This is a genomic window from Streptomyces sp. PA03-1a, assembly GCF_033792805.1.
GTDB lineage: Bacteria > Actinomycetota > Actinomycetes > Streptomycetales > Streptomycetaceae > Actinacidiphila.
Map to the genome: position 1 here is coordinate 1 of NZ_JARAVO010000086.1, position 22,616 is coordinate 22,616.

At 73.2% G+C, this 22,616-nt stretch carries 23 protein-coding genes and 1 tRNA gene; 6 read left to right on the plus strand and 18 right to left on the minus strand.

Annotated elements, in window-relative coordinates; translation table 11 throughout:
• Nucleotides 1-139 precede the first annotated feature (139 nt).
• The gene (locus PV341_RS20480) at nt 140-2,314 is read left to right on the plus strand and encodes an ArnT family glycosyltransferase (protein WP_500358642.1); all 2,175 of its coding nucleotides are present in this window, start codon (nt 140-142) and stop codon (nt 2,312-2,314) included.
• Between the two features lie 286 nt (nt 2,315-2,600).
• Here the strand turns inward: PV341_RS20480 and PV341_RS20485 are convergent, their stop codons facing one another.
• From PV341_RS20485 to PV341_RS20505, 5 genes are all read right to left on the minus strand, one after another.
• Nucleotides 2,601-3,071 carry a PPOX class F420-dependent oxidoreductase gene (locus tag PV341_RS20485; protein WP_499512985.1) on the minus strand — a complete coding sequence of 157 codons (471 nt, stop codon included), beginning with the start codon at nt 3,069-3,071 and terminating at the stop codon, nt 2,601-2,603.
• Nucleotides 3,072-3,081: 10 nt separating this feature from the next.
• Complete coding sequence (locus tag PV341_RS20490; protein ID WP_500332262.1) at nt 3,082-3,930, minus strand: YceI family protein; 849 nt, start codon at nt 3,928-3,930, stop codon at nt 3,082-3,084.
• 146 nt (nt 3,931-4,076) lie between these two features.
• A complete protein-coding gene (locus tag PV341_RS20495) occupies nt 4,077-6,491 on the minus strand; it encodes an MFS transporter (protein WP_500332261.1) in 2,415 nt (804 codons plus the stop codon).
• Between the two features lie 77 nt (nt 6,492-6,568).
• Nucleotides 6,569-7,024 (minus strand): MarR family winged helix-turn-helix transcriptional regulator, encoded by a 456-nt coding sequence (locus PV341_RS20500; RefSeq protein WP_499512988.1) that lies wholly within the window; start codon nt 7,022-7,024, stop codon nt 6,569-6,571.
• A gap of 146 nt (nt 7,025-7,170) precedes the next feature.
• Complete coding sequence (locus PV341_RS20505; RefSeq protein WP_500332260.1) at nt 7,171-8,106, minus strand: aldo/keto reductase; 936 nt, start codon at nt 8,104-8,106, stop codon at nt 7,171-7,173.
• A gap of 106 nt (nt 8,107-8,212) precedes the next feature.
• On the opposite strand from PV341_RS20505, the gene PV341_RS20510 reads away from it, so the two are divergent.
• Nucleotides 8,213-8,389, plus strand: coding sequence for a hypothetical protein (locus PV341_RS20510; RefSeq protein WP_499512990.1), 177 nt, complete (start codon nt 8,213-8,215; stop codon nt 8,387-8,389).
• Nucleotides 8,390-8,493: 104 nt separating this feature from the next.
• On the opposite strand, the gene PV341_RS20515 is transcribed toward PV341_RS20510, so the two are convergent.
• Nucleotides 8,494-11,265: an AAA family ATPase gene (locus PV341_RS20515; RefSeq protein ID WP_500358643.1), complete on the minus strand. Its 2,772-nt coding sequence runs from the start codon at nt 11,263-11,265 to the stop codon at nt 8,494-8,496.
• A gap of 145 nt (nt 11,266-11,410) precedes the next feature.
• On the opposite strand from PV341_RS20515, the gene PV341_RS20520 reads away from it, so the two are divergent.
• Nucleotides 11,411-12,085 carry an esterase/lipase family protein gene (locus PV341_RS20520; protein ID WP_500358644.1) on the plus strand — a complete coding sequence of 225 codons (675 nt, stop codon included), beginning with the start codon at nt 11,411-11,413 and terminating at the stop codon, nt 12,083-12,085.
• Nucleotides 12,086-12,172: 87 nt separating this feature from the next.
• Here PV341_RS20520 and PV341_RS20525 read toward each other — a convergent pair whose 3' ends face one another.
• The 9 genes from PV341_RS20525 to PV341_RS20565 all read right to left on the minus strand — a co-directional run bounded on the left by PV341_RS20525 (nt 12,173) and on the right by PV341_RS20565 (nt 17,717).
• Nucleotides 12,173-12,928 carry a hypothetical protein gene (locus tag PV341_RS20525; RefSeq protein ID WP_500358645.1) on the minus strand — a complete coding sequence of 252 codons (756 nt, stop codon included), beginning with the start codon at nt 12,926-12,928 and terminating at the stop codon, nt 12,173-12,175.
• Nucleotides 12,929-12,993: 65 nt separating this feature from the next.
• The gene (locus PV341_RS20530) at nt 12,994-13,899 is read right to left on the minus strand and encodes an RNA polymerase sigma factor SigF (RefSeq protein WP_500331927.1); all 906 of its coding nucleotides are present in this window, start codon (nt 13,897-13,899) and stop codon (nt 12,994-12,996) included.
• Nucleotides 13,900-14,068: 169 nt separating this feature from the next.
• Entirely contained in the window at nt 14,069-14,935 is an 867-nt protein-coding gene (locus PV341_RS20535) for an RNA polymerase sigma factor SigF (RefSeq protein WP_499512995.1), read from the minus strand.
• Nucleotides 14,936-15,096: 161 nt separating this feature from the next.
• Entirely contained in the window at nt 15,097-15,393 is a 297-nt protein-coding gene (locus tag PV341_RS20540) for a Dabb family protein (RefSeq protein ID WP_500331925.1), read from the minus strand.
• A gap of 31 nt (nt 15,394-15,424) precedes the next feature.
• On the minus strand, nt 15,425-15,589 hold the full coding sequence (locus PV341_RS20545; protein ID WP_018558266.1) for a hypothetical protein: 165 nt from the start codon (nt 15,587-15,589) through the stop codon (nt 15,425-15,427).
• Nucleotides 15,590-16,152: 563 nt separating this feature from the next.
• Nucleotides 16,153-16,239: transfer RNA gene (locus tag PV341_RS20550), tRNA-Ser, on the minus strand.
• A gap of 10 nt (nt 16,240-16,249) precedes the next feature.
• Nucleotides 16,250-16,705 (minus strand): tRNA adenosine(34) deaminase TadA, encoded by a 456-nt coding sequence (gene tadA / locus PV341_RS20555; protein ID WP_500331924.1) that lies wholly within the window; start codon nt 16,703-16,705, stop codon nt 16,250-16,252.
• Nucleotides 16,706-16,743: 38 nt separating this feature from the next.
• Nucleotides 16,744-17,286, minus strand: coding sequence for a tRNA adenosine deaminase-associated protein (locus tag PV341_RS20560; protein ID WP_500331922.1), 543 nt, complete (start codon nt 17,284-17,286; stop codon nt 16,744-16,746).
• 221 nt (nt 17,287-17,507) lie between these two features.
• Complete coding sequence (locus tag PV341_RS20565) at nt 17,508-17,717, minus strand: hypothetical protein (protein ID WP_499513000.1); 210 nt, start codon at nt 17,715-17,717, stop codon at nt 17,508-17,510.
• A gap of 145 nt (nt 17,718-17,862) precedes the next feature.
• Here PV341_RS20565 and upp point away from each other — a divergent pair, with 145 nt between their 5' ends.
• Nucleotides 17,863-18,495, plus strand: coding sequence for a uracil phosphoribosyltransferase (gene upp / locus PV341_RS20570; RefSeq protein ID WP_500331920.1), 633 nt, complete (start codon nt 17,863-17,865; stop codon nt 18,493-18,495).
• Nucleotides 18,496-18,584: 89 nt separating this feature from the next.
• Here upp and PV341_RS20575 read toward each other — a convergent pair whose 3' ends face one another.
• Nucleotides 18,585-19,262 carry a LytR C-terminal domain-containing protein gene (locus PV341_RS20575; protein WP_500331918.1) on the minus strand — a complete coding sequence of 226 codons (678 nt, stop codon included), beginning with the start codon at nt 19,260-19,262 and terminating at the stop codon, nt 18,585-18,587.
• 132 nt (nt 19,263-19,394) lie between these two features.
• Nucleotides 19,395-19,691, minus strand: coding sequence for a type II toxin-antitoxin system VapB family antitoxin (locus PV341_RS20580; RefSeq protein WP_499513003.1), 297 nt, complete (start codon nt 19,689-19,691; stop codon nt 19,395-19,397).
• A 97-nt stretch (nt 19,692-19,788) separates the two neighbouring features.
• Here PV341_RS20580 and PV341_RS20585 point away from each other — a divergent pair, with 97 nt between their 5' ends.
• Nucleotides 19,789-21,339 (plus strand): helicase HerA-like domain-containing protein, encoded by a 1,551-nt coding sequence (locus PV341_RS20585; protein ID WP_500358647.1) that lies wholly within the window; start codon nt 19,789-19,791, stop codon nt 21,337-21,339.
• Between the two features lie 2 nt (nt 21,340-21,341).
• Here PV341_RS20585 and PV341_RS20590 read toward each other — a convergent pair whose 3' ends face one another.
• Nucleotides 21,342-21,938 (minus strand): HhH-GPD-type base excision DNA repair protein, encoded by a 597-nt coding sequence (locus tag PV341_RS20590; protein WP_500331914.1) that lies wholly within the window; start codon nt 21,936-21,938, stop codon nt 21,342-21,344.
• A gap of 142 nt (nt 21,939-22,080) precedes the next feature.
• Between PV341_RS20590 and PV341_RS20595 the strand changes: the two genes are divergently transcribed.
• Nucleotides 22,081-22,506 (plus strand): DUF7144 family membrane protein, encoded by a 426-nt coding sequence (locus PV341_RS20595; RefSeq protein WP_499513006.1) that lies wholly within the window; start codon nt 22,081-22,083, stop codon nt 22,504-22,506.
• Nucleotides 22,507-22,616 lie beyond the last annotated feature (110 nt).

The following is a 22,616-nucleotide window of genomic DNA, read 5'->3' on the forward strand; positions in this document are numbered from 1 at the left end:
GTTTTTCATGTCTTAAACACGGGGCTACGTGGGGACCGCAAAAGTTGTTTATGGGGGAGGGGTGAGAAGTACACAGGGGCCGGGGCACCCCAACCCCGCCCTGCCGCCCCCCCCCCGGCGCCCCCGCGCCCCCCGCCCGGTGGACGCCCCGCCGCCCGGCGCCGACGGGCGCAGCCCCGTCCCGGCGGGTGCCCCGGCGCCGGTGGCGCTCCCGGTGCACCATGCGCCGCAGGGTGGCACCGGCCGCCGCGGGACCGCCGCCCGCCTGTGGCGCGGACGGCCGCAGGACCCGCGCTGGGCGCGGCCCGCCCTGCTGGCGCTGCTCGCCTTCACGACCGTGCTCTACCTGTGGGACCTGAGCAGTTCGGGCTACGCCAACAGCTTTTACTCGGCGGCCGCGCAGGCGGGTGGCGAGAGCTGGAAGGCGTTCTTCTTCGGCTCGTCCGACGCGGCGAACTCGATCACGGTCGACAAGCCCCCGGCCGCGTTGTGGCCGATGGCGCTGTCCGTGCGGCTGTTCGGCCTGGGTTCCTGGGCGATCCTGGTGCCCGAGGCGCTGATGGGGGTCGCCGCGGTCGGCGTCCTCCATGCCGCCGTGCGCCGCCGCTCCGGGCCGGCCGCCGGCCTGATCGCCGGACTGGCCCTGGCGCTCACCCCGGTCGCGGCGCTGATGTTCCGCTTCGACAACCCCGACGCGCTGCTGTGCCTGCTGATGGTGACGGCGGTGTACTGCGTCCTGCGCGCGCTGGAGGACGCCCGTACGGCGTGGCTGGTGCTCGCCGGCGTCGCGTTCGGCCTCGGCTTCCTCACCAAGACGCTGCAGGCCTGGCTGATCCTGCCGCCGCTGGCGCTGGTGTACGCCGTCTGCGCCCCGGCGACGGTGAAGCGGCGCTTCGCGCAGCTCGGTCTCGCCGCTCTGGTGACCGTCGTGTCAGGCGGCTGGTGGGTCGCGATCGTCGAGCTGTGGCCCGCGTCCTCCCGCCCCTACATCGGCGGTTCGCAGGACAACAGCTTCCTGTCGCTGACCTTCGGCTACAACGGTCTCGGCCGGATCACCGGCGACGAGACCGGTTCGGTCGGGGGCGGTGGCGGCCCGAACGGCGGCGGACGGTGGGGTGAGACCGGCTGGGGCCGGCTGTTCGGCTCGGACATGGGCGGTCAGATCGCCTGGCTGCTGCCCGCGGCCCTCGTGCTGCTGGTCGCCGGACTCTGGCTGACCCGGCGCGCCCCGCGCACGGACACCGGCCGCTCGGCCTTCCTCGCCTGGGGCGGTGCGCTGGTCTTCACCTTCCTGACCTTCAGCTTCATGTCCGGGATCTTCCACCAGTACTACAACATCGCCCTGGCGCCCTACATCGCGGCGCTGACCGGAATGGGCGCGGTGATGCTGTGGGAGCGGCGCGCGCACCCCGCGGCCGCGGCGGTCCTCGCGGGCACGGTCGTGCTCACGGCGGTCTGGTCGTACGTCCTGCTGGGGCGCTCCGCCGACTGGTACCCCTGGGTGCGGTACGCCGTGCTGGTCACCGGGATCGCGGCGGGCGGGCTGCTGCTCGGGGCCCGGCTGCTCCGGCGGCTCGCGCCGCTCGCGGCCGCGGCCGGCCTGGTGGCGGCCCTCGGCGGGCCGCTGGCGTACACCGTGCAGACCGTCGGGACGGCGCACACCGGCTCCATCGTGACGGCGGGCCCGGCGGTGCAGGGCGCCGGCATGGGCGGCGGCCCCGGCGGCATGCGCGGTGGCTTCCCGGGCGGCAACGGACGGCAGGGCCAGGGCGGGCAGGGCTTCACGGGAGGCGGCCCCGGCGGTACGGGCGGCTTCCCCGGGGGCATGCCCGGCGGCAACGGGCAGCAGGGTCAGGGCGGGCAGGGCCAGGGCGGGCAGGGCTTCCCCGGCAACGGTACGGGTGGCGGTACGGGCGGCGAGAACCGCCGCGGCGGAGCGGCGGGGGGCCTCGGCGGACTGCTGGGCGGCTCACAGGTGGCCGACGCCACCAAGGAGGCGCTGCTGGAGGGCGCCGACGCGTACACCTGGGTGGCCGCCGCCATCGGCTCCCAGAACGCCGCGGGTTACCAGCTGGCCACCGGCAAGCCGGTGATGGCGGTCGGCGGCTTCAACGGCAGCGATCCGTCCCCGACGCTGGAGCGGTTCAAGGAGTACGTGGCCGCCGGGAAGATCCACTACTTCATCGCCTCCGGCGGCATGGGCGGGGGCGGCGGCAGCGGCACTTCCTCGCAGATCAGCTCGTGGGTGGAGGAGAACTTCGGCTCCACCACCCTGGGCGGAACGGCCGTCTACGACCTGACCGACCCGAGCTGAACCCAGGTCGCGGGACGCGGAAGGGGGCGGCGGCCACCGGGCCGCCGCCCCCTTCCGGCATCCGGTACCCCAGGGCCGGGTCCTAGGCCGTGTCGTCAAATGCCCGCCTGCTCGGCGACGCCTGGTGCGGCACTCCTCCAGCCTTCGGCCGGGGGGTGCCCCCACGCTGCGTTGTCGAATCGTCCGAGTAACCCACTACGAGGACGACTCTCCGCCTTGCGATGCACCGCACCAGACGCCGCCGAGCCCGCCCTCCGGGCGGCCGGCGCTCATTTGACGACACGGCCTAGTCCTTCGGGGCCAGCCGCGCCGGGAAGCCGCCCGTCGCGATCGGGCCCCAGCGTTCCGGGGTCACGCGCACCAGGGACTTGCCCTGCCTGACCATGGCGGCGCGGTACTCGTCCCAGTCCGGGTGCTCGCCCGCGATGTTGCGGTAGTACTCCACCAGCGGCTCGACCGAGTCGGGGGAGTCGATGACCTCGGCGGTGCCGTCGACCTGGACCCAGGGGCCGTCCCACTCGTCCGACAGGACGATCACGGAGGCCCGCGCGTCACGGCGGGCGTTGCGGGCCTTGGCCCGCTCGGGGTAGGTCGAGACGACCAGGCGCCCCGCGTCGTCGACCCCACAGGCGACGGGGGAGCCCTGGGGGCGGCCGTCGGCGCGGGTGGTCAGCAGCAGGGCGCGGTGGCGCGGTCGTACGAATTCCAGCAACTGGTCGAGTTGCACGCTGGTATTGGTCGCGATGTAGGCAGCCATGGACGGCAGCCTATGCTTCCCGCGGCTGGACGGCGGGGAGGGCCGTCCCCTGGACCGCCTGGATGTCGAGGGTGACCCTCAGCGTCGTCCCCATGGTGGCGATCCCGGCCCGTACGACCTGGTTCCAGTTCATCGCGAAGTCCTCGCGGCGCAGTTCGGCCGTCGCGCGGAAGGCGGCGCGCACGCCGCCCCAGGCGTCCGGCCCGGTGCCCAGGTAGGCCAGGTCGAGGTCGACCGGGCGGGTGATCCCGCGCATCGTCAGCTCCCCGTGGACGGTCCACCGGTCGCCGGCGGACGGCTCCAGCGAGGTGCTGCGGTAGCTGACGGTGGGGTGCTCCCGCACGTCGAGGAAGTCGGCGGAGCGCAGGTGCTCGTCGCGGGTGCCGTTGCCGGTGTCGATCGACGCGGCGTCGATCACGGCCTCGACGGACGACGCGAGCGGCTGCTCCGCGACGTCGATCCGGCCCGCGAAGGTCCTGAAGCGGCCGTGCACGGTGGACAGGCCAAGGTGCTGGGCGACCGCGCCGGCCTCGGAGTGCGCCGGGTCGATCGTCCACGGCCCGGGTGGCGGCAGTTCGAGGCCGCCGGCGCGGCCCAGCAGCAGGGTCCCCAGGTCCGCCGAGCCGGAGGCGGTCACCAGCGCCGTCGCGGCGGCCGGGCGGTAACCCACGGCCGTCACGATCACGGTGTACGCCCCGGGTGCCAGCGCGGCGGTGCGCACGGCACCCTCGGCGTCCGCCGCCTCCCGCGCGATCTGCTGCCCGGTCATGTCGGTGACGGTCACCACGGCGTGCGGCACCGCCCAGCCGTCCTTCGTCCGGATCCGCCCGCGCAGCCCGGCTCCTGCCGTCGTGTTCATGTACATCGCTCGCCCTTCGGTGCGTTCCCCCGGCCGGGTCCGGTCGGGACGGCCCGGGCCGTCCCCTGCCCGGCCGTCCGACCGGACCCGCTGTCCCCCGTCCACCGGCCCGTGCGTCTCCGCAGGCGCACGGACCGGCCGATGGTTCACCCCTCGGGGTGGTTGAGTTCGACGTCGAAGCCGTCCTGGTGGCCGGCCGTGGCGTCGTTGCCGACGGTGACCTGGGTGGCCACCGGCGGGTAGCCGCTGGCGACCAGCGCGTACTCGCCGGCGTCCAGGTCGCCGAAGGCGTAGGCCCCGTCGGTGCCGGTGGTGGCGGTGGCCACCACGTTCCCGGCCGCGTCGATCAGGGTGACGCGGGCCTCCGGCAGTGGTGTGCGGGCGGTGCCGCCGAGGACGGTGCCCTGCAGGCGGGCTCCGGTGCGGAGCGGGACCTCGACGTGGGTGGGGCCGTTGCCGGCGACCTCGACCGGCAGTGCGGCCGGCCGGTAGCCGGTGGCGTTGACGGCCAGGGTGAAGTCGCCCGCGGGCAGGTCCTGGAAGCCGAAGGCGCCGTCCTGACCGGTGCCGCCGGTGGCCAGGACCTCGCCGCGCACGTCGGTCACCACGACCACGGCGCCCGCGACGGGTATCCCGGTCGCCTCGGCGACCACCGTGCCGGTCAGTCCGCTGGTGCCGGCCAGGACCACGTCGTAGGGGACGGGCTCCTCGCCGACCACCACGGTGGACGCCTGCGGCTGGTGGCCGTCGGCGGCGGCGATGAGCACGTACGAGCCGGCGCCGGGCGCGGTCAGCGTGTAGCCGCCGTCGGCTCGGGTGGAGGCGCGGCCGAGCTGCCGGCCGGTGAGCGATATCAGGGTCAGGGTGGCCCGCTCGACGCCCGCGCCCTCGGCGTTGCGCACCTGGCCGTGGACCGTGGTGCCCTCGGCGGGCAGCGGGGCCGGCGGTGCGGCCACGCCGACCGCCTCGGTGGCCTCGGTCGCGGGCCCGGCGACGGCCTCGGCCGCGGGGGCCTGGGCGGGTATGACCGGGGTCTGCTCGGCGTGGCCGGCGACACCGGCCGCCTGCTGCAGACCGCTGGCGGTCTTCAGCGGCACTTCCTTGATGAACAGCACCAGCAGCAGCGCGAGGAACGCCACCGGGGCCGCGACCAGGAAGACGTCGCCGGCGCCGTGGCCGTACGCGCTCTCCACGACGTGGCGGATCGGCGCGGGCAGCGTGGCCAGGTCCGGGATCGCGCCGTCGGACTCACCGGTGGACTTCACGCCCAGGGCGGCCAGGCCGTCCTTGACGTAGTGCGTCACACGGTTGCCGAGCACCGCGCCCAGCGCGGAGACGCCGATCGCGCCACCGAGCGTGCGGAAGAAGGTGACGACGGAACTGGCCGCCCCGAGGTCGGCGGCCCCCACCTGGTTCTGCACGGCCAGCACCAGGTTCTGCATCATCATGCCGACGCCGAGGCCCAGCAGCGCCATGAAGAGCGCCAGGTGCCAGTACGTGGTGTCGGCCCGCAGGGAGCCCAGCAGGGCGAGGCCGCCGGTGAGCAGCACGCCGCCGGAGACCAGGAACGCCTTCCAGCGCCCGGTGCGGGTGATGATGAGCCCGGAGGCGGTGGAGGACACGAACAGACCGGCGATCAGCGGGATGGTCATGACGCCCGACATCGTCGGCGACTCGCCGCGCGCCAGCTGGAAGTACTGGCTGAGGAAGACCGTGGCGCCGAACATCGCGGTGCCCACGAAGAGCGAGGCGACCGAGGTCAGGCTGATCGTCTTGTTGCGGAACAGGCGCAGCGGCATGATCGGCTCGCTCGCGCGGGACTCGACCAGGACGAAGATCAGGACGAGCAGGACTGCGCCCGCGACCATGGCGTAGGTCTGCCAGGAGATCCACTCGTACTTGTCGCCGGCGAAGGTCACCCAGACGAGCAGCAGGCTGACGGCGGCGGTGACGAACGAGGCGCCCGCCCAGTCGACCTTGACCCGGCGCTTGACGACCGGCAGGTGCAGGGTCTTCTGCAGCACGATCAGCGCGACGATCGCGAAGGGCACGCCGACGTAGAAGCACCAGCGCCAGCCGAGCCACTCGGTGTCGACGATGACGCCGCCCAGCAGCGGGCCGCCGACCGTACCGAGGGCGAAGGCCGCGCCCAGGTAGCCGCTGTACCTGCCGCGCTCGCGCGGGGAGATCATCGCGGCCATGATGACCTGGGTCAGCGCGGTCAGACCGCCGGCGCCGATGCCCTGGACGACACGGCAGGCGATCAGCATCCCCGCGTTCTGCGACAGGCCCGCGACCAGTGAGCCCACCACGTAGATCACCAGCGCCAGCTGGACCAGCAGCTTCTTGCTGAACAGGTCCGACAGCTTGCCCCACAGCGGGGTGGTGGCGGTGGTGGAGAGCAGGGCGGCGGTGACGACCCAGGTGTAGGCGCTCTGCCCGCCGTTCAGATCGGAGATGATCTTCGGCAGGGCGTTGGAGACGATCGTGGACGACAGGATCGCCACGAACAAGCCGAGGATCAGCCCGGTGAGGGCCTCCATGATCTGCCGGTGCGACATGGGGGCCGCGTGTCCTGCGTGGGCATCGGTCCCCCGCACACCGGTCGGTGGTGCGGTTGTTGCCATCGTCATCCTCTTCACGTCGTGGAATGTGTACGGGGGCGGCAGTCGGCGGCGAAGTCCCTGCGCAGCCGGTCCAGCAGCCGGGAGAACTCGGTGACGTCCTCGTCCGGCCAGTCCCTCAGGTGGTGGGCCAGCGCCTCGGCGACCCCGTCCTGGGCGGCGCGCAGCATGTCCGTGCCGCCGGGGGTCAGGCGCAGCAACCGTGACCGCTTGTCGTGGGGGTCGGGCAGCCGGTCGATCCAGCCGCGCTCGGCGAGGTGGGCCACGTGTCTGCTGGTGACGGACATGTCGACCTCCAGCAGCTCGGCCAGCCGGCTCATCCGCATCTCACCGTGGCGGCTGATCACCGAGAGCACGCCGAGCGATGACGGCGGGCACTGCGGTGGACAGGCCCGGCTGAGTTCGCGGGCGACCACCGGGATCGCACGCAGCTGGCTCGCGAGCTCCGCGAACTGCTCCTGCGTCGCCATGGCGCCTCGCTTCCCACCCTTATTGGTTGCCTCAAGCAACCTTAGGAACGTTGGTTGCTGCAGGCAAATTCTTTCGGGTAAAAACCTCCAAAAGGAACGACCCGCCTCCGGTCAAGGGAGGCGGGTCTTCGGGTAAAAGGTGCAGGTCAGGCAGATGCCTCCGAGAGGCGCTCCAGCTCCGCTGCGGTCAGCTCCAGGGACGCCGAAGCCAGCAGCGCGGTCAGCTGCGCGGGCGTGCGGGCGCTGGCGATCGGCGCCACGACGGTCGGCCGGGTCCGCAGCCAGGCCAGCGCGACGCTCGCCGGCTCCACGCCGTGCGCCGCCGCGACCTCGTCCAGCGCGGCCAGCACCCGCGGACCGCGCTCCGACTCCAGGTAGGCGCCCGCGCCTTCCGCCCGGGGGCTGTCCACCGTGACGCCGGGCCGGTACTTGCCGGTGAGGAAGCCCCGCGCCAGACCGAAGTACGGCACGGAGGCGAGGCCGTGCGCCTCGACGACCTCGCGCAGCGGCCCCTCGTAACTCTCCCGCTCCACCAGGTTGTAGTGCTGCTGCAGCGCCACGTACTTCGTCAGGCCCTCGCGCTCGGCGAACTCCAGCGAGGCCGCCAGCCGCTCGGGGCTGATGTTGGAGGCCGCGACGTGGCGGACCTTGCCCTCGCGGACCAGCTCGTCCAGGGCGCCGACGATCTCCTCGACCGGGGTCGCGGGGTCGTCGTAGTGCGTGTAGTAGAGGTCGATCCGGTCGGTGCCCAGGCGGCGCAGCGACTCCTCCGCCGCGGCCTTGACGGTCGCGGCCTTCAGCCCCTTGAAGTCGGGGTGGGAGCCGACCTTGGTCGCGACGACGACGTCGTCGCGGCGGCCGCGTTTGGCGAGCCAGGAGCCGATCACGGTCTCGGACTCCCCTCCGGTGTGGCCCGGGACCCACGCCGAGTACACGTCCGCGGTGTCGACGAAGTTGCCGCCCGCCTCCGCGTAGGCGTCCAGCACCTCGAAGGAGGTCGCCTCGTCCGAGGTCCAGCCGAAGACGTTGCCACCGAGGCAGAGGGGGAAGACGTCGAGATCAGAGTTGCCGATGAGTGCCATGTGGTCTTGGACACGGCGGGGACGGGCGGTATTCCCGGGGTGTTCCCCTTCCCAACGACGGGGCGGGGGTGACCTGCGCAGCGTGACTTCGCTAGGGTCCTGCCCCATGACTACCCCTGACAACAACTACGACCCGGCCGGCAACACCCAGATGTTCCGCGCCTTCGTCGACGAGGAGCCCGCCCAGGCCCAGGCCGCGGGCGGCAACAAGACCGGGCTGATCGTCGGCATCGTCGCGGCCGTCGTCGTGATCGCCGCCGTGGTCTGGTTCGCGGTCGCCTGACGGGCGCGCCACCCCACCACGTCCACTGACACCGGACGCCGGCGGTCGCCGGCCGTCCGGCGGCCGTCGTGCGCCCGCGTCCGCGTCCGGCGGCCCGCCCCCGCTCAGCGGAACAGCGAGGCCAGCTCGACGCGCGAGCGCACCCCTAGCCGGCTGAAGACGTTCCGCAGGTGGTACTCGACCGTGCGCGTGCTGAGCAGCAGCAGATCGGCGATCTCGCGGTTGGTCGCGCCCTGCGCCACCAGCTCGGAGATCCTCGTCTGCTGCGCCGTCAGCTCCCGGCGGCCCCCGGGCTCCCGGTCCACCGGGCCCACCCGGTCCCCGGCGGCCCGCAGTTCGGCCGCGGCCCGTTCCGCCCAAGGGCGGGCGTCGAACTGCCGGAACACCGCCACCGCGTCCCGCAGCAGGCCCCGGGCCTCGCCGGGCCGGCGGGTGCGCCGCAGCCGGGAGGCGTAGAACAGCTCCGTCTTGGCCAGCTCCAGGACGGTGTCGTCGTCCTGGTGGAGCCGCAGCGCCTCGCGGAAGTGGTCCACGGCGCTCGCGTCGTCCTCCGCCAGCAGCCCGTGGCACCGGTGCGCCAGGGCCAGCCGCACGCTGCTGCGGCTCGCCGCCGCCCAGTGCTCGTACGCGCGCAGCGCCCCGGCGGCCTTCGCCCGCTGTCCGCAGCGCACCGCCGCCTCGATGAAGTGAGGGGCGGCCATCCCCCTGACCGCCAGGTTCACCTGGCCCGCGCCGCCGCGCATGCGGGCGAAGCGGGACAGCGCGTCGGCGGGCCGGTCCGCGGCGAGGTCCGCGCAGGCCGAGACCCAGCAGTTGAAGGCCCCGGGGCGGCCCAGCCCCCGTGACGCGACGGCTCCTTCGGCGGCCGCCGTCCGCAGCCCGGCGGTCACGCTGTCGCCCTGCAGGGCCGCGAGCAGCGCCATGACCGCGAGGTGGTCGACGGCGAGGTTGCGCTGGCCGGTCGCCTCCGCGAGCCGCAGCCCCTCCTCGGCGGCCGCCCCGGCCGCGGCGTACCGGTCGAGCGCCAGCGCGCACAGCGCCTCGTAGACCAGGGCCGCGGGCACCAGCGCGCCCGCGCCCTGCCGGCGGGCCCGGTGCACGGCCGCGGTCGCCAGGGCGTGCGCCCGCCGGGCGTCCCCCAGGGTGTACGCGGCCTGGGCGGCCCAGATCGCGGACTCCGGGTCCTGAAGCGTCTCGGCGAGCCGGACCACCCGCCGCAGCGCCCACTGCGCGCGGTCGTGCCGGCGCCGGAAGGTCGCCGCGAGCCCCGCGAAGTGGTCGAAGACCAGGCGCTGTTCCGGCCGGTCGTCGCTGCGGCGCAGCGCGTCGGCACGCTCGGCGAGGCCGAAGAAGGCGTCGAAGTCGCCCGCGACGCACCCCGCTTCGCCGGCGAGCATCAGGGCCCGTACGGCCGGTGCGCGCCGGTCGGCGGGGAACCGGCCGGCCGCGGCGGTCAGGTCGCGGCAGGCCACGGCGGGCACTCCGTCGCGCAGTTCGATCTCGCCCTGGACCAGGGCGCCCGGCGCCCCGCCCGGCGCCGGGCCGCCCTGTGCGCCGGCCCGGCGCATCAGTCCGCGCGCCCGGCGGGTCTCCCCGGCGGCCTGCGCGTCGGCGGCGGCCGCGACCAGCCACCGGACCCGGGTGTGCGGACGGGCGGCGGCCTCGGCTCCCCGCTCCCACGCGGCGGCGGCCGCGGCATGACCGGCGGACCGGCGGGCGGCCCCGGCCGCGGCCTCCAGTTCCCGTTCGGTGTCCGGCGACGGGCCGGCCGACCGGCCGAGCCGGTGGAGCGCCCGGAAGAGCCGGGCGGCCGGGGGGTCCAGCACCGAGGCCAGCGTCGCGTGCGCGGCCAGCCGGTCGGCGGGGGAGAGCAGTGCGGTCAGCGAGGCGCGCAGCAGCCGTCCCGGTACGGTCGCCGCCCCGTCGCGCAGGTCGACCAGGCCGCAGGCGCGGGCCTCCTCGACACTGCCGGCGCCCAGCCCGCGGCGGCGGGCGGCGGACTCCAGCACCGGTACGGCCAGCGGCCCGCCGCAGAGCAGCAGCGCCACCACGGTGCGGGCTCCCGGCGTGAGGGCGTGGAAGCGCTGCCGGTGCCGCTCCCGCAGCCGGCTCCCCGCGGGCAGCGCGGGCGGTTCCGGCAGCCGCCCGTCCACGGCCGCCCCGGCGAGTTCGACCAGGGCCAGCGGGTTGCCCGCGGCCAGGTCGAGCACCGTGACCGCGTCCGCGCCGCGCGGTGGCAATCCGGGGAACCGGTCGGCGAGCATCCGGCGTGCGGCGTCCGGCGCCAGCGGGCGCAGGCGCAGGACGTCCAGGTCCTCCAGCGCTCCGGCGGTGGGGCAGCCCTCGTCGGCGGCGAACAGCACGGTGGCCGCGAGGCCCGTGAGGCGGCGCGCCGCCATGCCGAGCGCGCGCAGCGTCGCGGGGTCCAGCCACTGCGCGTCGTCCACGCACCACAGCAGCGGTGCCGGGCGGGCGAGTCCGGCCACCAGGCCGGACAGCGCGGCGCCCAGCGCGAGTTCGCCCCCGACGGGCACCCGCCCGGCGAGGAGTTCCGCCAGCGCCACGCCGTACGGTCCCGGCACGGCCCGCACGCGCGGGGCGACCGGCAGCAGGGTGCGGTGCAGTGCCGCGAGCGGGACCCGCGCCTCGGCCCGTACGCCGTCGGTGCGCAGCACGGTCGCACCGGCCGCCGCGGCGGTGCGCGCCGCGTCCGTGAGCAGGCAGGTGCGTCCGGTGCCCGGTCCGCCGAGCAGCAGCAGCGCCTGTCCCCCGCCCTGCCGGGCCCGGACCGACAGGGCGTCCAGGAGGGCGCGTTCGCGGTCCCGGCCGTACAGCGCCGGCGGCCACGCGGCGGGGTCGCTCCGTCCGGCCTCCATGACGCCAGTGTCTGCTGGCGTCCACCGGGAGGGAAGGGTCCTGCATCATGTTCCGTGCATGACAGGAAGACACTGGTGATTCCACCGGTCCGTCGCCCGCGTGCCGCTCGGAGACTCCTGTCGACCCCCACGACAAGGAGTTCAGATGCGACGAATATGGGCGATCCTGCTCACCGTGGCGGCCGCCGTCGGCCTCGGCACCTTCGTGATGCCGGGCACCGCGAACGCCGCGACCCACACCCCGGTGGTCTTCGTGCACGGCTACACCGGCAGCGCGAGCAACTGGGACTACGCGGAGTCGGTCTTCGTGGCCGGCGGCTACAGCCGCAGCGAGCTCTTCGCGTACGAGTACAACTGGGCCCAGTCGAACAAGACCAGCGCCGCGGGGCTGGCGAGCTACGTGCGCCAGGTGCTGACCCGCACCGGCGCGACCAAGGTCGACATCGTCAACCACTCGATGGGCGGTCTGGTCACCCAGTGGTACCTCACCCAGCTCGGCGGCACCTCCTCCGTCCGCCGGGTCGCCTCGGTGGCGGGCGCGAACCACGGCACCACCTACGCCTCGGCCTGCGTGATCTACGCGTCCTGCGTCGAGATGCTGCCGGGCTCGTCCTTCGTCCGCACCATCAGCAGCGGTGACGAGACGCCGGGCAGCACGGTCTACGCGACCTGGTACTCGCCGTGCGACGGGATCATCATCCCGTACACCAGCGCCCCGCTGAGCGGCGCGAACAACCACCTGGTGGCGTGCACGACCCACATCGGGTTCCTCAGCGACACCGGCACCCTCGGCCAGATCCGCTCCTACCTGGCCGGCTGAGCGCACCACCGCTCCTCCCCGGGGAGGCGGGGGCCGGTGCCGGGACGGGCCGGCCCCCGCCTCCGCGTGCCCGGGGCGTACCGGCGTTCAGGAGTCCGCGACCGAGACGTCCCGGGTCTCGACGTGCATGCCCAGCGGCACCCGCCACGCCTCGACGCAGACCTCCCAGGTGCGCTTCGTGCTGCCGCCGCCGGGGACCGGCACCGGCGCGGCACGGCTGCTGCGCAGCGTGGCCCAGTCGACGCCCAGCAGGCCGATGACGTGCGTGCCGAAGGTGACGGTGCCCGTCGTCGCGGCTCGGTCCCCGGTGTTGGCGAAGGTGACGGTGACTTCCTCGCACCAGCGGTCGGCGGCCGCCGTGCGTTCGACCGCACTCACCACCAGGTATGCCGGCGCACCGGTCGCCGGTGGGGACGGGGCGGACGCAGAACCGCCGGGGGCCGGCCGCCCGGTGGGGCCGCCGGAGGCCGTCGCGGGCGGCGCGGTGCCGCCCTGCCGCGGCGGGGCGCTCGTGGCGCCGGGCCCGTCCGGCCCGTCCGGTACGTCCGCCGGAGGTGAGGAGCCCGCGCCGCCGCTGCCGGCCGGTGCGCCCGGCGCGGTGGGCGCCGTCCGGCCGGGCCCGGCCGGGGAGCCCGTACGGCCGTCCAGCGGCACCAGGTCCACGTCGCCGGAGGGCGGGGCGTTCACCGCGGGGCCGCCCGCCGGGCCCGGGGCGCCGACGGCCACGTAGCCCGGCCCGTTGCCCTCGCAGTCCGGGCCCAGCGCGGCGAAGGCACCCAGGCAGACGACGGCCGCCGAGGCAGCGGCCAGCGCGCCCCGGCGGCCCGGTGGTATGTGCACCATCCCGCCAGTGTACTGACGAACCGTCAGGAATGAACCGCCCGGTCCTTCCGTCGCCGGGCCCCGCCCTACTGCTCGGCGGTCAGGCCTTCGCGCAGCTGCGCCAGGGTCCGGGTCAGCAGCCGGGAGACGTGCATCTGGGAGATGCCGACCTCCTCGCCGATCTGCGACTGCGTCATGTTGGCGAAGAAGCGGAGCATGATGATCCGCCGCTCCCGCGCGGGCAGCTGGGCGAGCAGCGGCTTGAGCGACTCGCGGTACTCCACGCCCTCCAGCGCGGTGTCCTCGTAGCCCAGCCGGTCGGCCAGCGAGCCCTCGCCGCCGTCGTCCTCCGGGGGCGGCGAGTCCAGCGAGCTCGCGGTGTACGCGTTCCCGACCGCCAGGCCGTCGACCACGTCCTCCTCGGAGACGCCGAGCGCCGCCGCGAGTTCGGAGACGGTGGGCGACCGGTCCAGCCGCTGGGCGAGCTCGTCGCTGGTCTTGGTCAGCGCCAGCCGCAGCTCCTGCAGCCTGCGCGGCACCCGCACCGACCACGAGGTGTCGCGGAAGAAGCGCTTCACCTCGCCGACGATCGTGGGCATCGCGAAGGTGGGGAACTCCACCCCGCGGTTGCAGTCGAAGCGGTCGATCGCCTTGATCAGCCCGATCGTGCCGACCTGGACGATGTCCTCCATCGGCTCGTTGCGGCTGCGGAAGCGGGCCGCCGCGTACCGCACGAGCGGCAGGTTGAGCTCGATGAGCGTGTCCCGTACGTACGCCCGCTCCGGGCTGTCGTCCGGCAGCTCGGCGAGCCGCAGGAACAGCGAGCGGGAGAGCGTGCGGGTGTCGACGCTCGTGTCGATGGCCTCGATCGTGCTGTCGACGGCGGCGGTGTCGGCGACGGCGGTGCCGGCGGTGTCGATGGCCTTGTCGTCAGGAGCATCGTGCGGCGCGTCGGAGTTCAGCACCTTCGGACTGCCCACTTCTACGGACATGCCACCCCCTTGAGGTCGCGGACGGGTGTCGCGGGCGACGGTTCGTTCCCCCACTGGAATACCGGAGGCCGGACCGCGACAAACGCAGTTCCCGCAGAATGTCACATGTCGGCAACGCGCTGTAGCGCCATGTCGACTTATTTCCCGGGGGGTGGGTAGTCCTTAAGGGTTACGATTCGAGCTGGTTTGCGGATCGCAGCCGGGCGAAGCTGCGCGAGAGCAGCCGGGAGACGTGCATCTGCGAAACCCCGAGTTCGGCGCTGATCTGTGATTGCGTCAGGTTGCCGAAGTAGCGCAGCAGCAGGATCCGCCGCTCCCGCTCGGGGAGCTGCACCAGCAGGTGCCGCACCAGGTCCCGGTGCTCCACGCCGGTCAGGGCCGGGTCCTCGTAGCCGAGCCGGTCCAGCAGCCCGGGCGCCCCGTCACCGCCCTCCTGGGCCGCCTCCAGGGACGTGGCGTGGTACGCCCGCCCGGCCTCCAGGCAGGCCAGCACCTCGTCCTCGGAGAGCTTGAGCCGGTCGGCGATCTCCGCGGTGGTGGGGGTGCGCCCGTGGGCCACCGTCAGGTCCTCGATGGCGCCGCTGACCTGGACCCACAGCTCGTGCAGCCGGCGCGGGACGTGGACGGTGCGGACGTTGTCCCTGAAGTAACGTTTGATCTCGCCTACCACGGTCGGCATCGCGAACGTCGGGAACTGCACCCCGCGTTCCGGGTCGAAGCGGTCGATGGCGTTGATCAGCCCGATCGTGCCGACCTGGACGACGTCCTCCATCGGCTCGTTGCGGCTGCGGAAGCGTGCGGCCGCGTACCGCACCAGCGGCAGGTTCACCTCGATGAGGGCGGCCCTGACCCGGGAGTGCTCCGGGGTGCCGGGCTCCAGCCCCGACAGCTGGTCGAACAGCACCTGTGTCAGCGCCCGCGCCTCCACCGCGTTGCTGTTGGTGCTTCCGCCGCGATTGCCGCCGCCGGTGGTCGTACCGGTCCCGCTGCCGTCTCCGGAGGTCGATGGTGACGCGGGTCGGGCCGACACGGACATGCCACTCCTCATCGGTCCACTCATCCGGCAAAAGCGGTCATAGCATCACAATTCATGTGGACTGTGTGCAAGTGAGGCGCGGCCCTCGATGAAAAAGCCCTCCGCCCGGCGGGCGGAGGGCTGTGCGGCAGGAGCGGGGCCCGAGGGGCCGCCGCGGGGGGTCACTCGAACATGTAGTCGGCGACCACCCAGGTGGAGAACTCGCGCCACAGCGCGACCCCGGCCTGGTGTGCGGGATGCTCCAGGTACGCCTTGAGCGCGTCGGCGTCGGCCACCGAGGAGTTGATGGCGAAGTCGTAGGCGATCGGACGGTCCGAGATGTTCCAGCCCAGTTCCCAGGAGGCCAGTTCGGGGATCTGCCCGCCGAGCCGCTCGAAGGCGTCGACGCCGGCCACGACCCGTGGGTCGTCGCGCTCCACGCCTTCGCCGAGCTTGAAAAGGACCAGGTGGCGTATCACGGTGCTGTGCTCCTCACCGGCTCCCGGCCGGTCAGTTGACCAGCGCGGTCATGAACTCCCCGACGCCCTTGGCGGCGTCCGATATGCCCTGGAAGCCTATCTGCACGAGATCGGCTGCGCGGGCCGGCGATGTCACGATCGTATAGAGCACGAAAGCCACGATGACGTACATGGTGATTTTCTTCGCCTGCGCCATGGCTGGAGTGTATCCACCGGATGGCCCAATCAGACCGGGTGGCGGAAGCCTCCTTGCGGGTGATCCACGGGCCCGCCCCGCTCCGTGCGTGACGCTCGCCACAGCAGGTTCGGAAGGCCGGAAAACGCCGAGAACGCCCGGTCCGGAAGGGGCGGGTACCGCTCGCGGCGGCCGCGGTCGGCACCCGTCGCCAGGGTGTGCTCGCTCGCACGTTCATTCGGTGCGGGCGCGGGGTGCGGCAGGCGACCGCCACCGCATCGTCTGCGGCTCGGTCAAGGTCTCGCTGCCCGGCGCGGTCACCGTCAAGGGGGCTGGGCGCAGGGCACGCTCACCGTGGCCAACCCCGGCTCCACCACTCTCACCGGCCAGCACGTCTTCTGGGACATCAGCACCATGGACCGGACCGACCCTCGGCGGCGGCTTCGCGGCGGGCAAACACCAGTCGTCCGCCGGCGAGTACCCCGGAATCGGTCCCGACACCGCCCGCCGGCACACGTGAGGGCAAAGCCGAAGGGCGGCAACCGGGAAAGTTCTCCCGGTTGCCGCCCTTCGCTTGCTCAGAGCGGTAGCGGTGGGATTTGAACCCACGGAGGAGTTGCCCCCTCACACGCTTTCGAGGCGTGCTCCTTAGGCCGCTCGGACACGCTACCGAGAGAGAGCTTAGCGGACGTCCGGGTGTGCTCCGAAATCCTTTGACCGGAAGAAGCGGGTGAGGAGCTCACCGCACTCCTCGGCCAGCACGCCGTGGATCACCTCCGGACGGTGGTTGAGCCGGCGGTCGCGGACGAGGTCCCACAGGGAGCCCGCCGCCCCGGCCTTCTCGTCGAGCGCGCCGTAGACCACGCGTTCGAGGCGGGAGGCGACGACGGCCCCCGCGCACATCGTGCACGGCTCCAGGGTCACCACCAGCGTGCAACCGGTCAGCCGCCACTCCCCGAGCGCCTTCGCGGCCTCGCGGACGGCGAGCACCTCCGCGTGGGCGGTCGGGTCGCCGACCGCCTCGCGTTCGTTGCGGCCACGCCCGATGACCGTGCCCTGCGGCGACAGCACCACCGCGCCCACCGGCACGTCGCCGGTGCGCGGGGCGAGGCGGGCCTCCTCCAGGGCGAGCCGCATCGGGGGGACCCAGGGGTCGCGCAGCGGGTCGGGCCCGGTCAGCGGACCGCCTCCAGCACGTCGGCGCAGCCCAGCGAGTCGGCGATCTCCCCGAGCGCCTCCCCGGTCAGCGCGCCGTCGCCGCTGAGGGCCAGCAGCTCCTTGTCGCTCATGCCGAAGTCCGCGAGGAGCTCGGCGTCCCCGAGCGGGCCCACGGGGACGTGGACCTCCGTCGGGCCGGGCACCACGTCGTCGTCGAGGTCGTCGGCGTCACCTTCCTCGGTGCCGTCGAGGTCGACGATCTCGTCCAGGTCCTCCGGGTCGCGGCCCAGCAGTTCGTCGGTGAGCAGGATCTCCCCGTACGAGCTGCGCGCCGCGGCGGCGGCGTCGGACACGTAGATCCGCGGGTCCTCCTCCCCGTCGACGCGGACGACGCCGAACCAGGCGTCCTCCTGTTCGATGAAGACCAGGACCGTATCCTCCCCGGCTGAAGCCGCCCGGGCCAAGTCGGTCAGGTCGCCGAGGGTTTCCACATCGTCGAGATCGGTCTCGCGCGCTTCCCAACCGTCCTCGGTGCGCGCGAGCAGTGCGGCGAAGTACACCGTGACTCTCCCACAGGTCTCAGGCCGTCCGGACTTTCGGGCGGGAGTCGAATGATCTGGCGCAGGTCCCCGCCCACACTCGGCATCGTGGCAGAAACCTCGGCTTTGCGAAGGGTCTTCCGCGCTGCGTCGGGAGAGGCCTTCCGGCTTTTTTACCGCGTGGCGGCCTGCGGGTACCCCCTCGGCGCCCGCCAGGTGGGGGCATTGTGCCGACCTGGGGACTACCAGCGGAACGTCCGCATCCTCATCTGCTGGCGCGCGCGTGCCGCGCGCGCCCGGCGTGGCTGGACGCGGTCGCGCAGTTCCTTGGCCTCGTTCAGCTCGCGCAGGAACATGGCGCGCCGCCGTCTGCGTTCGGCGTCGCGATCCTGCTGCGTACGGGCGTCGCCCGTGTCGTCCGCGCCGGCGCCGTCGCTGCCGCGCTCCGCCATGGGGCACCACCCCTAGAGATCCACGTGCCCGGCCGGGACAGCCCGGGCGTAAGGGCACGCATTCCCCCTACCGGGTGGTTCGAAGCGTGACCGGCCGCACGGACCGGGAGGGCCGGGGGACAGGCCGAACGTTAGAGTCGTGGACATGCGGATCCACGTCGTCGACCACCCCCTGGTGGCGCACAAACTCACCACCCTGCGCGACGAGCGCACCGACTCGCCGACCTTCCGTCGGCTGGCCGACGAGCTGGTCACCCTGCTCGCCTACGAGGCGACCCGTGACGTGCGCACCGAGCAGGTGGACATCAGCACACCCGTCGCGGACACCACGGGCGTGCGCCTGTCCCACCCGCGTCCGCTGGTCGTGCCGATCCTGCGGGCCGGCCTCGGGATGCTGGAGGGCCTGGTGCGGCTCCTGCCGACCGCGGAGGTCGGCTTCCTCGGCATGATCCGCGACGAGGAGACCCTGGAGGCCAAGACCTACGCCACCCGCATGCCGGAGGACCTGTCCGGGCGGCAGGTGTACGTCCTCGACCCGATGCTGGCCACCGGCGGCACGCTGATCGCCGCGATCGACCTGCTGATCGAGCGGGGCGCCGACGACGTGACGGCCGTGGTGCTGCTCGCCTCCCCCGAGGGCGTCGAGGCGATGGAGCGCGCGCTGGCCGGCAAGCCGGTCACCGTGGTCACCGCGGCGGTCGACGACCACCTCAACGAGCACGGCTACATCGTCCCGGGCCTCGGCGACGCGGGCGACCGCCTCTACGGCACGGCCTGACACCGGTCGTCCCACGACACGCGGAACCGGCCGCCGGGGCCCACGCCCCGGCGGCCGGTCCCGTCGCAAACGCAACCGGGACCGTGGGCCTAACAGGTGCCGGCGCTCGGCGCCGCGCTCGGCCGGGCCAGGGCGGCGAGGGCCTTCTCGACGGCCTTGTCGCCGGAGAGCTTGGTGAAGCCCTTGCCGAGCATGATGTCCACCGTGCCGGTGGGGCGCTTGGAGCCGGCGGCCGCGGGCTTCAGCGTGACCGTGCCCTTGACCTGGGCGCCGACCAGCTTCATCGCGGCCTCGGCCTTGGGCCCGTGGCCGCCGATCAGCAGCGCGGCCACCTGCACCTTGCGGTCGTACTCGGGGTCGGCGTTGCCGAAGGTGCCCACCTTGAAGCCGCGTGCGGCGAACTCGTCGGCGGTGTCCTTGGCCAGGCCGCCCTTGGCGGTGGCGTTGTAGACGTTGACCGTGAGCTCCCCGGGTTCCGGGAAGGCGGTGGGCACCGTCGAGGCCGAGCCCGGTGCGGCGGCCGCCTTGCAGGTGCGTTCCTTGGCGGCGTTCTCCGCCTTGGCCGCGGCGTTCTTCGCGGGCGTGGACTTGCCGCCGAAGACGTCGACCAGTTGGAGCGTGCCCCAGCCGGCCAGGCCGACAACGGCGACGGTCGTCACGACGACCGCCACGATGCGCACCCTGCTCCGGGGGCGGCGCATCCGCGGGTACTGGTTCCCGGTGACCCGGTACTTTCCGCCCATGCCAGGGGGCGTCAGCATGCTCATGTGCGCAGCGTAGTGCGATCGGGCGTCCGGGCCTACTAAACGATCAACCAATCGGGGCCAATGAGGGGCACTTGAACCCGAAAGGGCGAAGGAGTCCCCCGGCGGAGACGGGCCCGCGGAGCGGTCAGGAGGTCAGTCCATCTCCAGCACGCGGGCGTGCAGCACCTGGCGCTGTTGCAGCGCCGCGCGCACGGCCCGGTGGAGCCCGTCCTCCAGGTAGAGGTCGCCCTGCCATTTCACGACGTGCGCGAACAGGTCCCCGTAGAAGGTCGAGTCCTCGGCGAGGAGGGTCTCCAGGTCGAGGTTGCCCTTGGTGGTGACCAACTGGTCGAGGCGGACCGGACGTGGGGCGACGTCCGCCCATTCACGGGTGCTTTTCCGGCCGTGGTCGGGGTACGGCCGCCCGCTTCCGATGCGCTTGAAGATCACACGGAAAGCCTACCGGGCAAGGGCGTACGGGCGCAGCAACGGCGCAGGAGTGCGATGGTGGGCAAATACGGTGATAGCGGGAGCAGTGGAGCAGCCCATGACCACGCCGAGCCCGCCCGGCGCCGCCCGGGCCATCGCCGAGGGGTACGCCTTTACGGGGCCGGCCCTCGAACTCGGCGCCCTGCTGTGGGATGACCGGGTGCTGCCGGAGGCGCCCGTGCGCGTCCCGCTGGCGGTGCTCAACCGGCACGGGCTCGTCGCGGGGGCCACCGGCACCGGCAAGACCAAGACGCTCCAACTCGTCGCGGAACAACTCTCGGCGCAGGGCGTGCCGGTCTTCCTCGCCGACGTCAAGGGCGACGTCTCCGGCATCTCCTCCCCGGGGGTGCCCGGTGACCGCGTCGCCCGGCGGGCCGCCGAGGTGGGTCAGGAATGGAGCCCGGCCGGCTGCCCCGCCGAGTTCTACGCCCTCGGCGGCATGGGCCGGGGCATCCCGTTGCGGGCCACGGTGACGAGCTTCGGTCCCGTGCTGCTGTCCAAGGTGCTCGGGCTCAACACCACGCAGGAGCAGTCGCTCGGCCTGATCTTCCACTATGCCGACACCAAGGGCCTGGAACTGCTGGACCTGAAGGACCTGCGGGCCGTGGTCACCTTCCTCACCTGCGACGAGGGCAAGGCCGAGCTGAAGGGGATCGGCGGGGTCTCGCCGGCGACGGCCGGGGTGATCCTGCGGTCGCTGACGGCCTTCGAGGCACAGGGGGCGGGGGCCTTCTTCGGCGAGCCCGAGTTCGACACCGCCGAACTGCTGCGGACGGACGGCGACGGGCGGGGCGTCGTCTCCGTGCTGGAACTGCCCGCCGTGCAGGACCGGCCGCAGCTGTTCTCCACCTTCCTCATGTGGCTGCTGGCCGACCTCTTCGAGGACCTGCCGGAGGTCGGCGACCTGGACCGGCCCAAGCTGGTCTTCTTCTTCGACGAGGCCCACCTGCTGTTCACCGGGGCCAGCAAGGCGTTCCTGGAGGCCATCACGCAGACCGTGGGGCTGATCCGCTCCAAGGGCGTCGGCATCTTCCTGGTGACGCAGACGCCCAAGGACGTGCCCTCCGAGGTGCTCGGCCAGCTCGGCAACCGGGTGCAGCACGCGCTGCGCGCCTTCACCCCGGAGGACGCCAAGGCACTCAAGGCGACGGTGCGCACCTTCCCCACCTCCCCGTACGACCTGGAGGAACTGCTCACCGGGCTCGGCACGGGCGAGGCCGTGGTCACCGTCCTCGACGAGGACGGCGCCCCCACCCCGGTCGCCGCGGTGCGGCTGCGGGCGCCCCGGTCGCTGATGGGTCCCGCCGACCCCGCGGCGATGGACGCGGCGATCGGGAACTCGGCGCTGTACGGGCGCTACGCGCAGGCGGTGGACCGGGAGTCGGCGTACGAGCGGCTGGCCGGGCGGCAGGCGCCGGCGCCCGTGCGGCCGTCCGCACCGGGTCCTGCCGGGCGAGGGCGCGAGGAACGCCCGCAGGAGGGGACGGGTGTGGTGGAGCAGGTGATGGGCAGCGGTGTCTTCCAGTCGCTGGCCCGCTCCATCGGCACCCAGATCGGGCGGGAGATCACCCGGTCCCTCTTCGGCACGTCCAAGCGCCGCCGTCGTTAGGGTCAGGACTCCTTCGCGGCCTTCGCCTCCTTGGCGGCCCGCTTCTGCTCCTGCTTGAAGGCCCTCACCTTGTCCAGCGACTCCGGGCCGGTGATGTCGGCGACCGACCGGTGGGAGCCCCGCTCCCCGTACGCGCCCGCCGCCTCGCGCCAGCCCTTCGGCGTCACGCCGAGCTGCTTGCCCAGCAGCGCCAGGAAGATCTGCGCCTTCTGCTTCCCGAAGCCGGGCAGCTCGTTGAGCCTGGTCAGCAGCTCGCGGCCGTCGGACACCTCGCGCCAGACCGCCCCGGCGTCACCGTCGTAGTGCTCCACGAGGTACTGGCACAGCTGCTGGACCCGCTTGGCCATCGACCCCGGGTAGCGGTGGACGGCGGGCTTCTGCGAGAGCAGCTCGGAGAAGGCCTCGGGGTCGTAGGCCGCGATCTCCCCGCAGTCGAGGTCGTCGCGGCCCATGCGCTGCGCGATGGTCCAGGGGCCGGAGAAGGCCCATTCCATGGGGATCTGCTGGTCGAGCAGCATGCCGACCAGGGCCGCCAGCGGACTGCGGGAGAGCAGGGCGTCGGCCTCGGGCTGCTGGGCGAGGTGGAGTGTGGTCGTCATGCACCGATGATCTCGCCTGCCGGGGTTTGCCGCCCGTGGGTCACCCGGACGGCGCAGCGCGGATGGCCGTACCCACCGGCCGGGCGGACCGTGTGGAGTGTCCGGGCAGCGAGCCCGGGCGGCGAGGGACGGGAGCCATCTCATGAGCCAGCAGACACAGCCGGTCACCGGGCGCCCGCATTCGGGCCTGGCGTCGGGCGGTACCACCTTCGCCGGTGTGCTGCTCATCGTCTCCGGTGTCGTGATGATCTTCGAGGGCATCTCGGCCATCGCGCAGGACGACATCTGGGTCCGGCTCGGCGACTACGTCTTCAAGTTCAACCTGACGGCCTGGGGCTGGATCCACCTCGTGCTCGGGGTGCTCGTCATCGTGGTCGGCGCCGCCCTGCTCCAGAACGCCCCCGACTGGGCCCGGGTCGCCGGTGTCGCCCTGGCCGCGTTCAACATCGTCGTGAACTTCGCGTGGATGCCGTACACCCCGGTGTGGGCGATCATCGTCATCGCCATCGACGTCTTCGTCATCTGGGCGTTGTGCAGGAGCTGGGGGGAGCACCCGAAGCGGGCCTGACCTCCGCGGACGACGAGGGCCGGCCCGGCGCACGGGCCGGCCCCCGGCCGTTCCCGGGGGGTGTTCCCGGAGTGTTTTCACCCGTTCGTATGGGTTGTCCGTCATGCCGG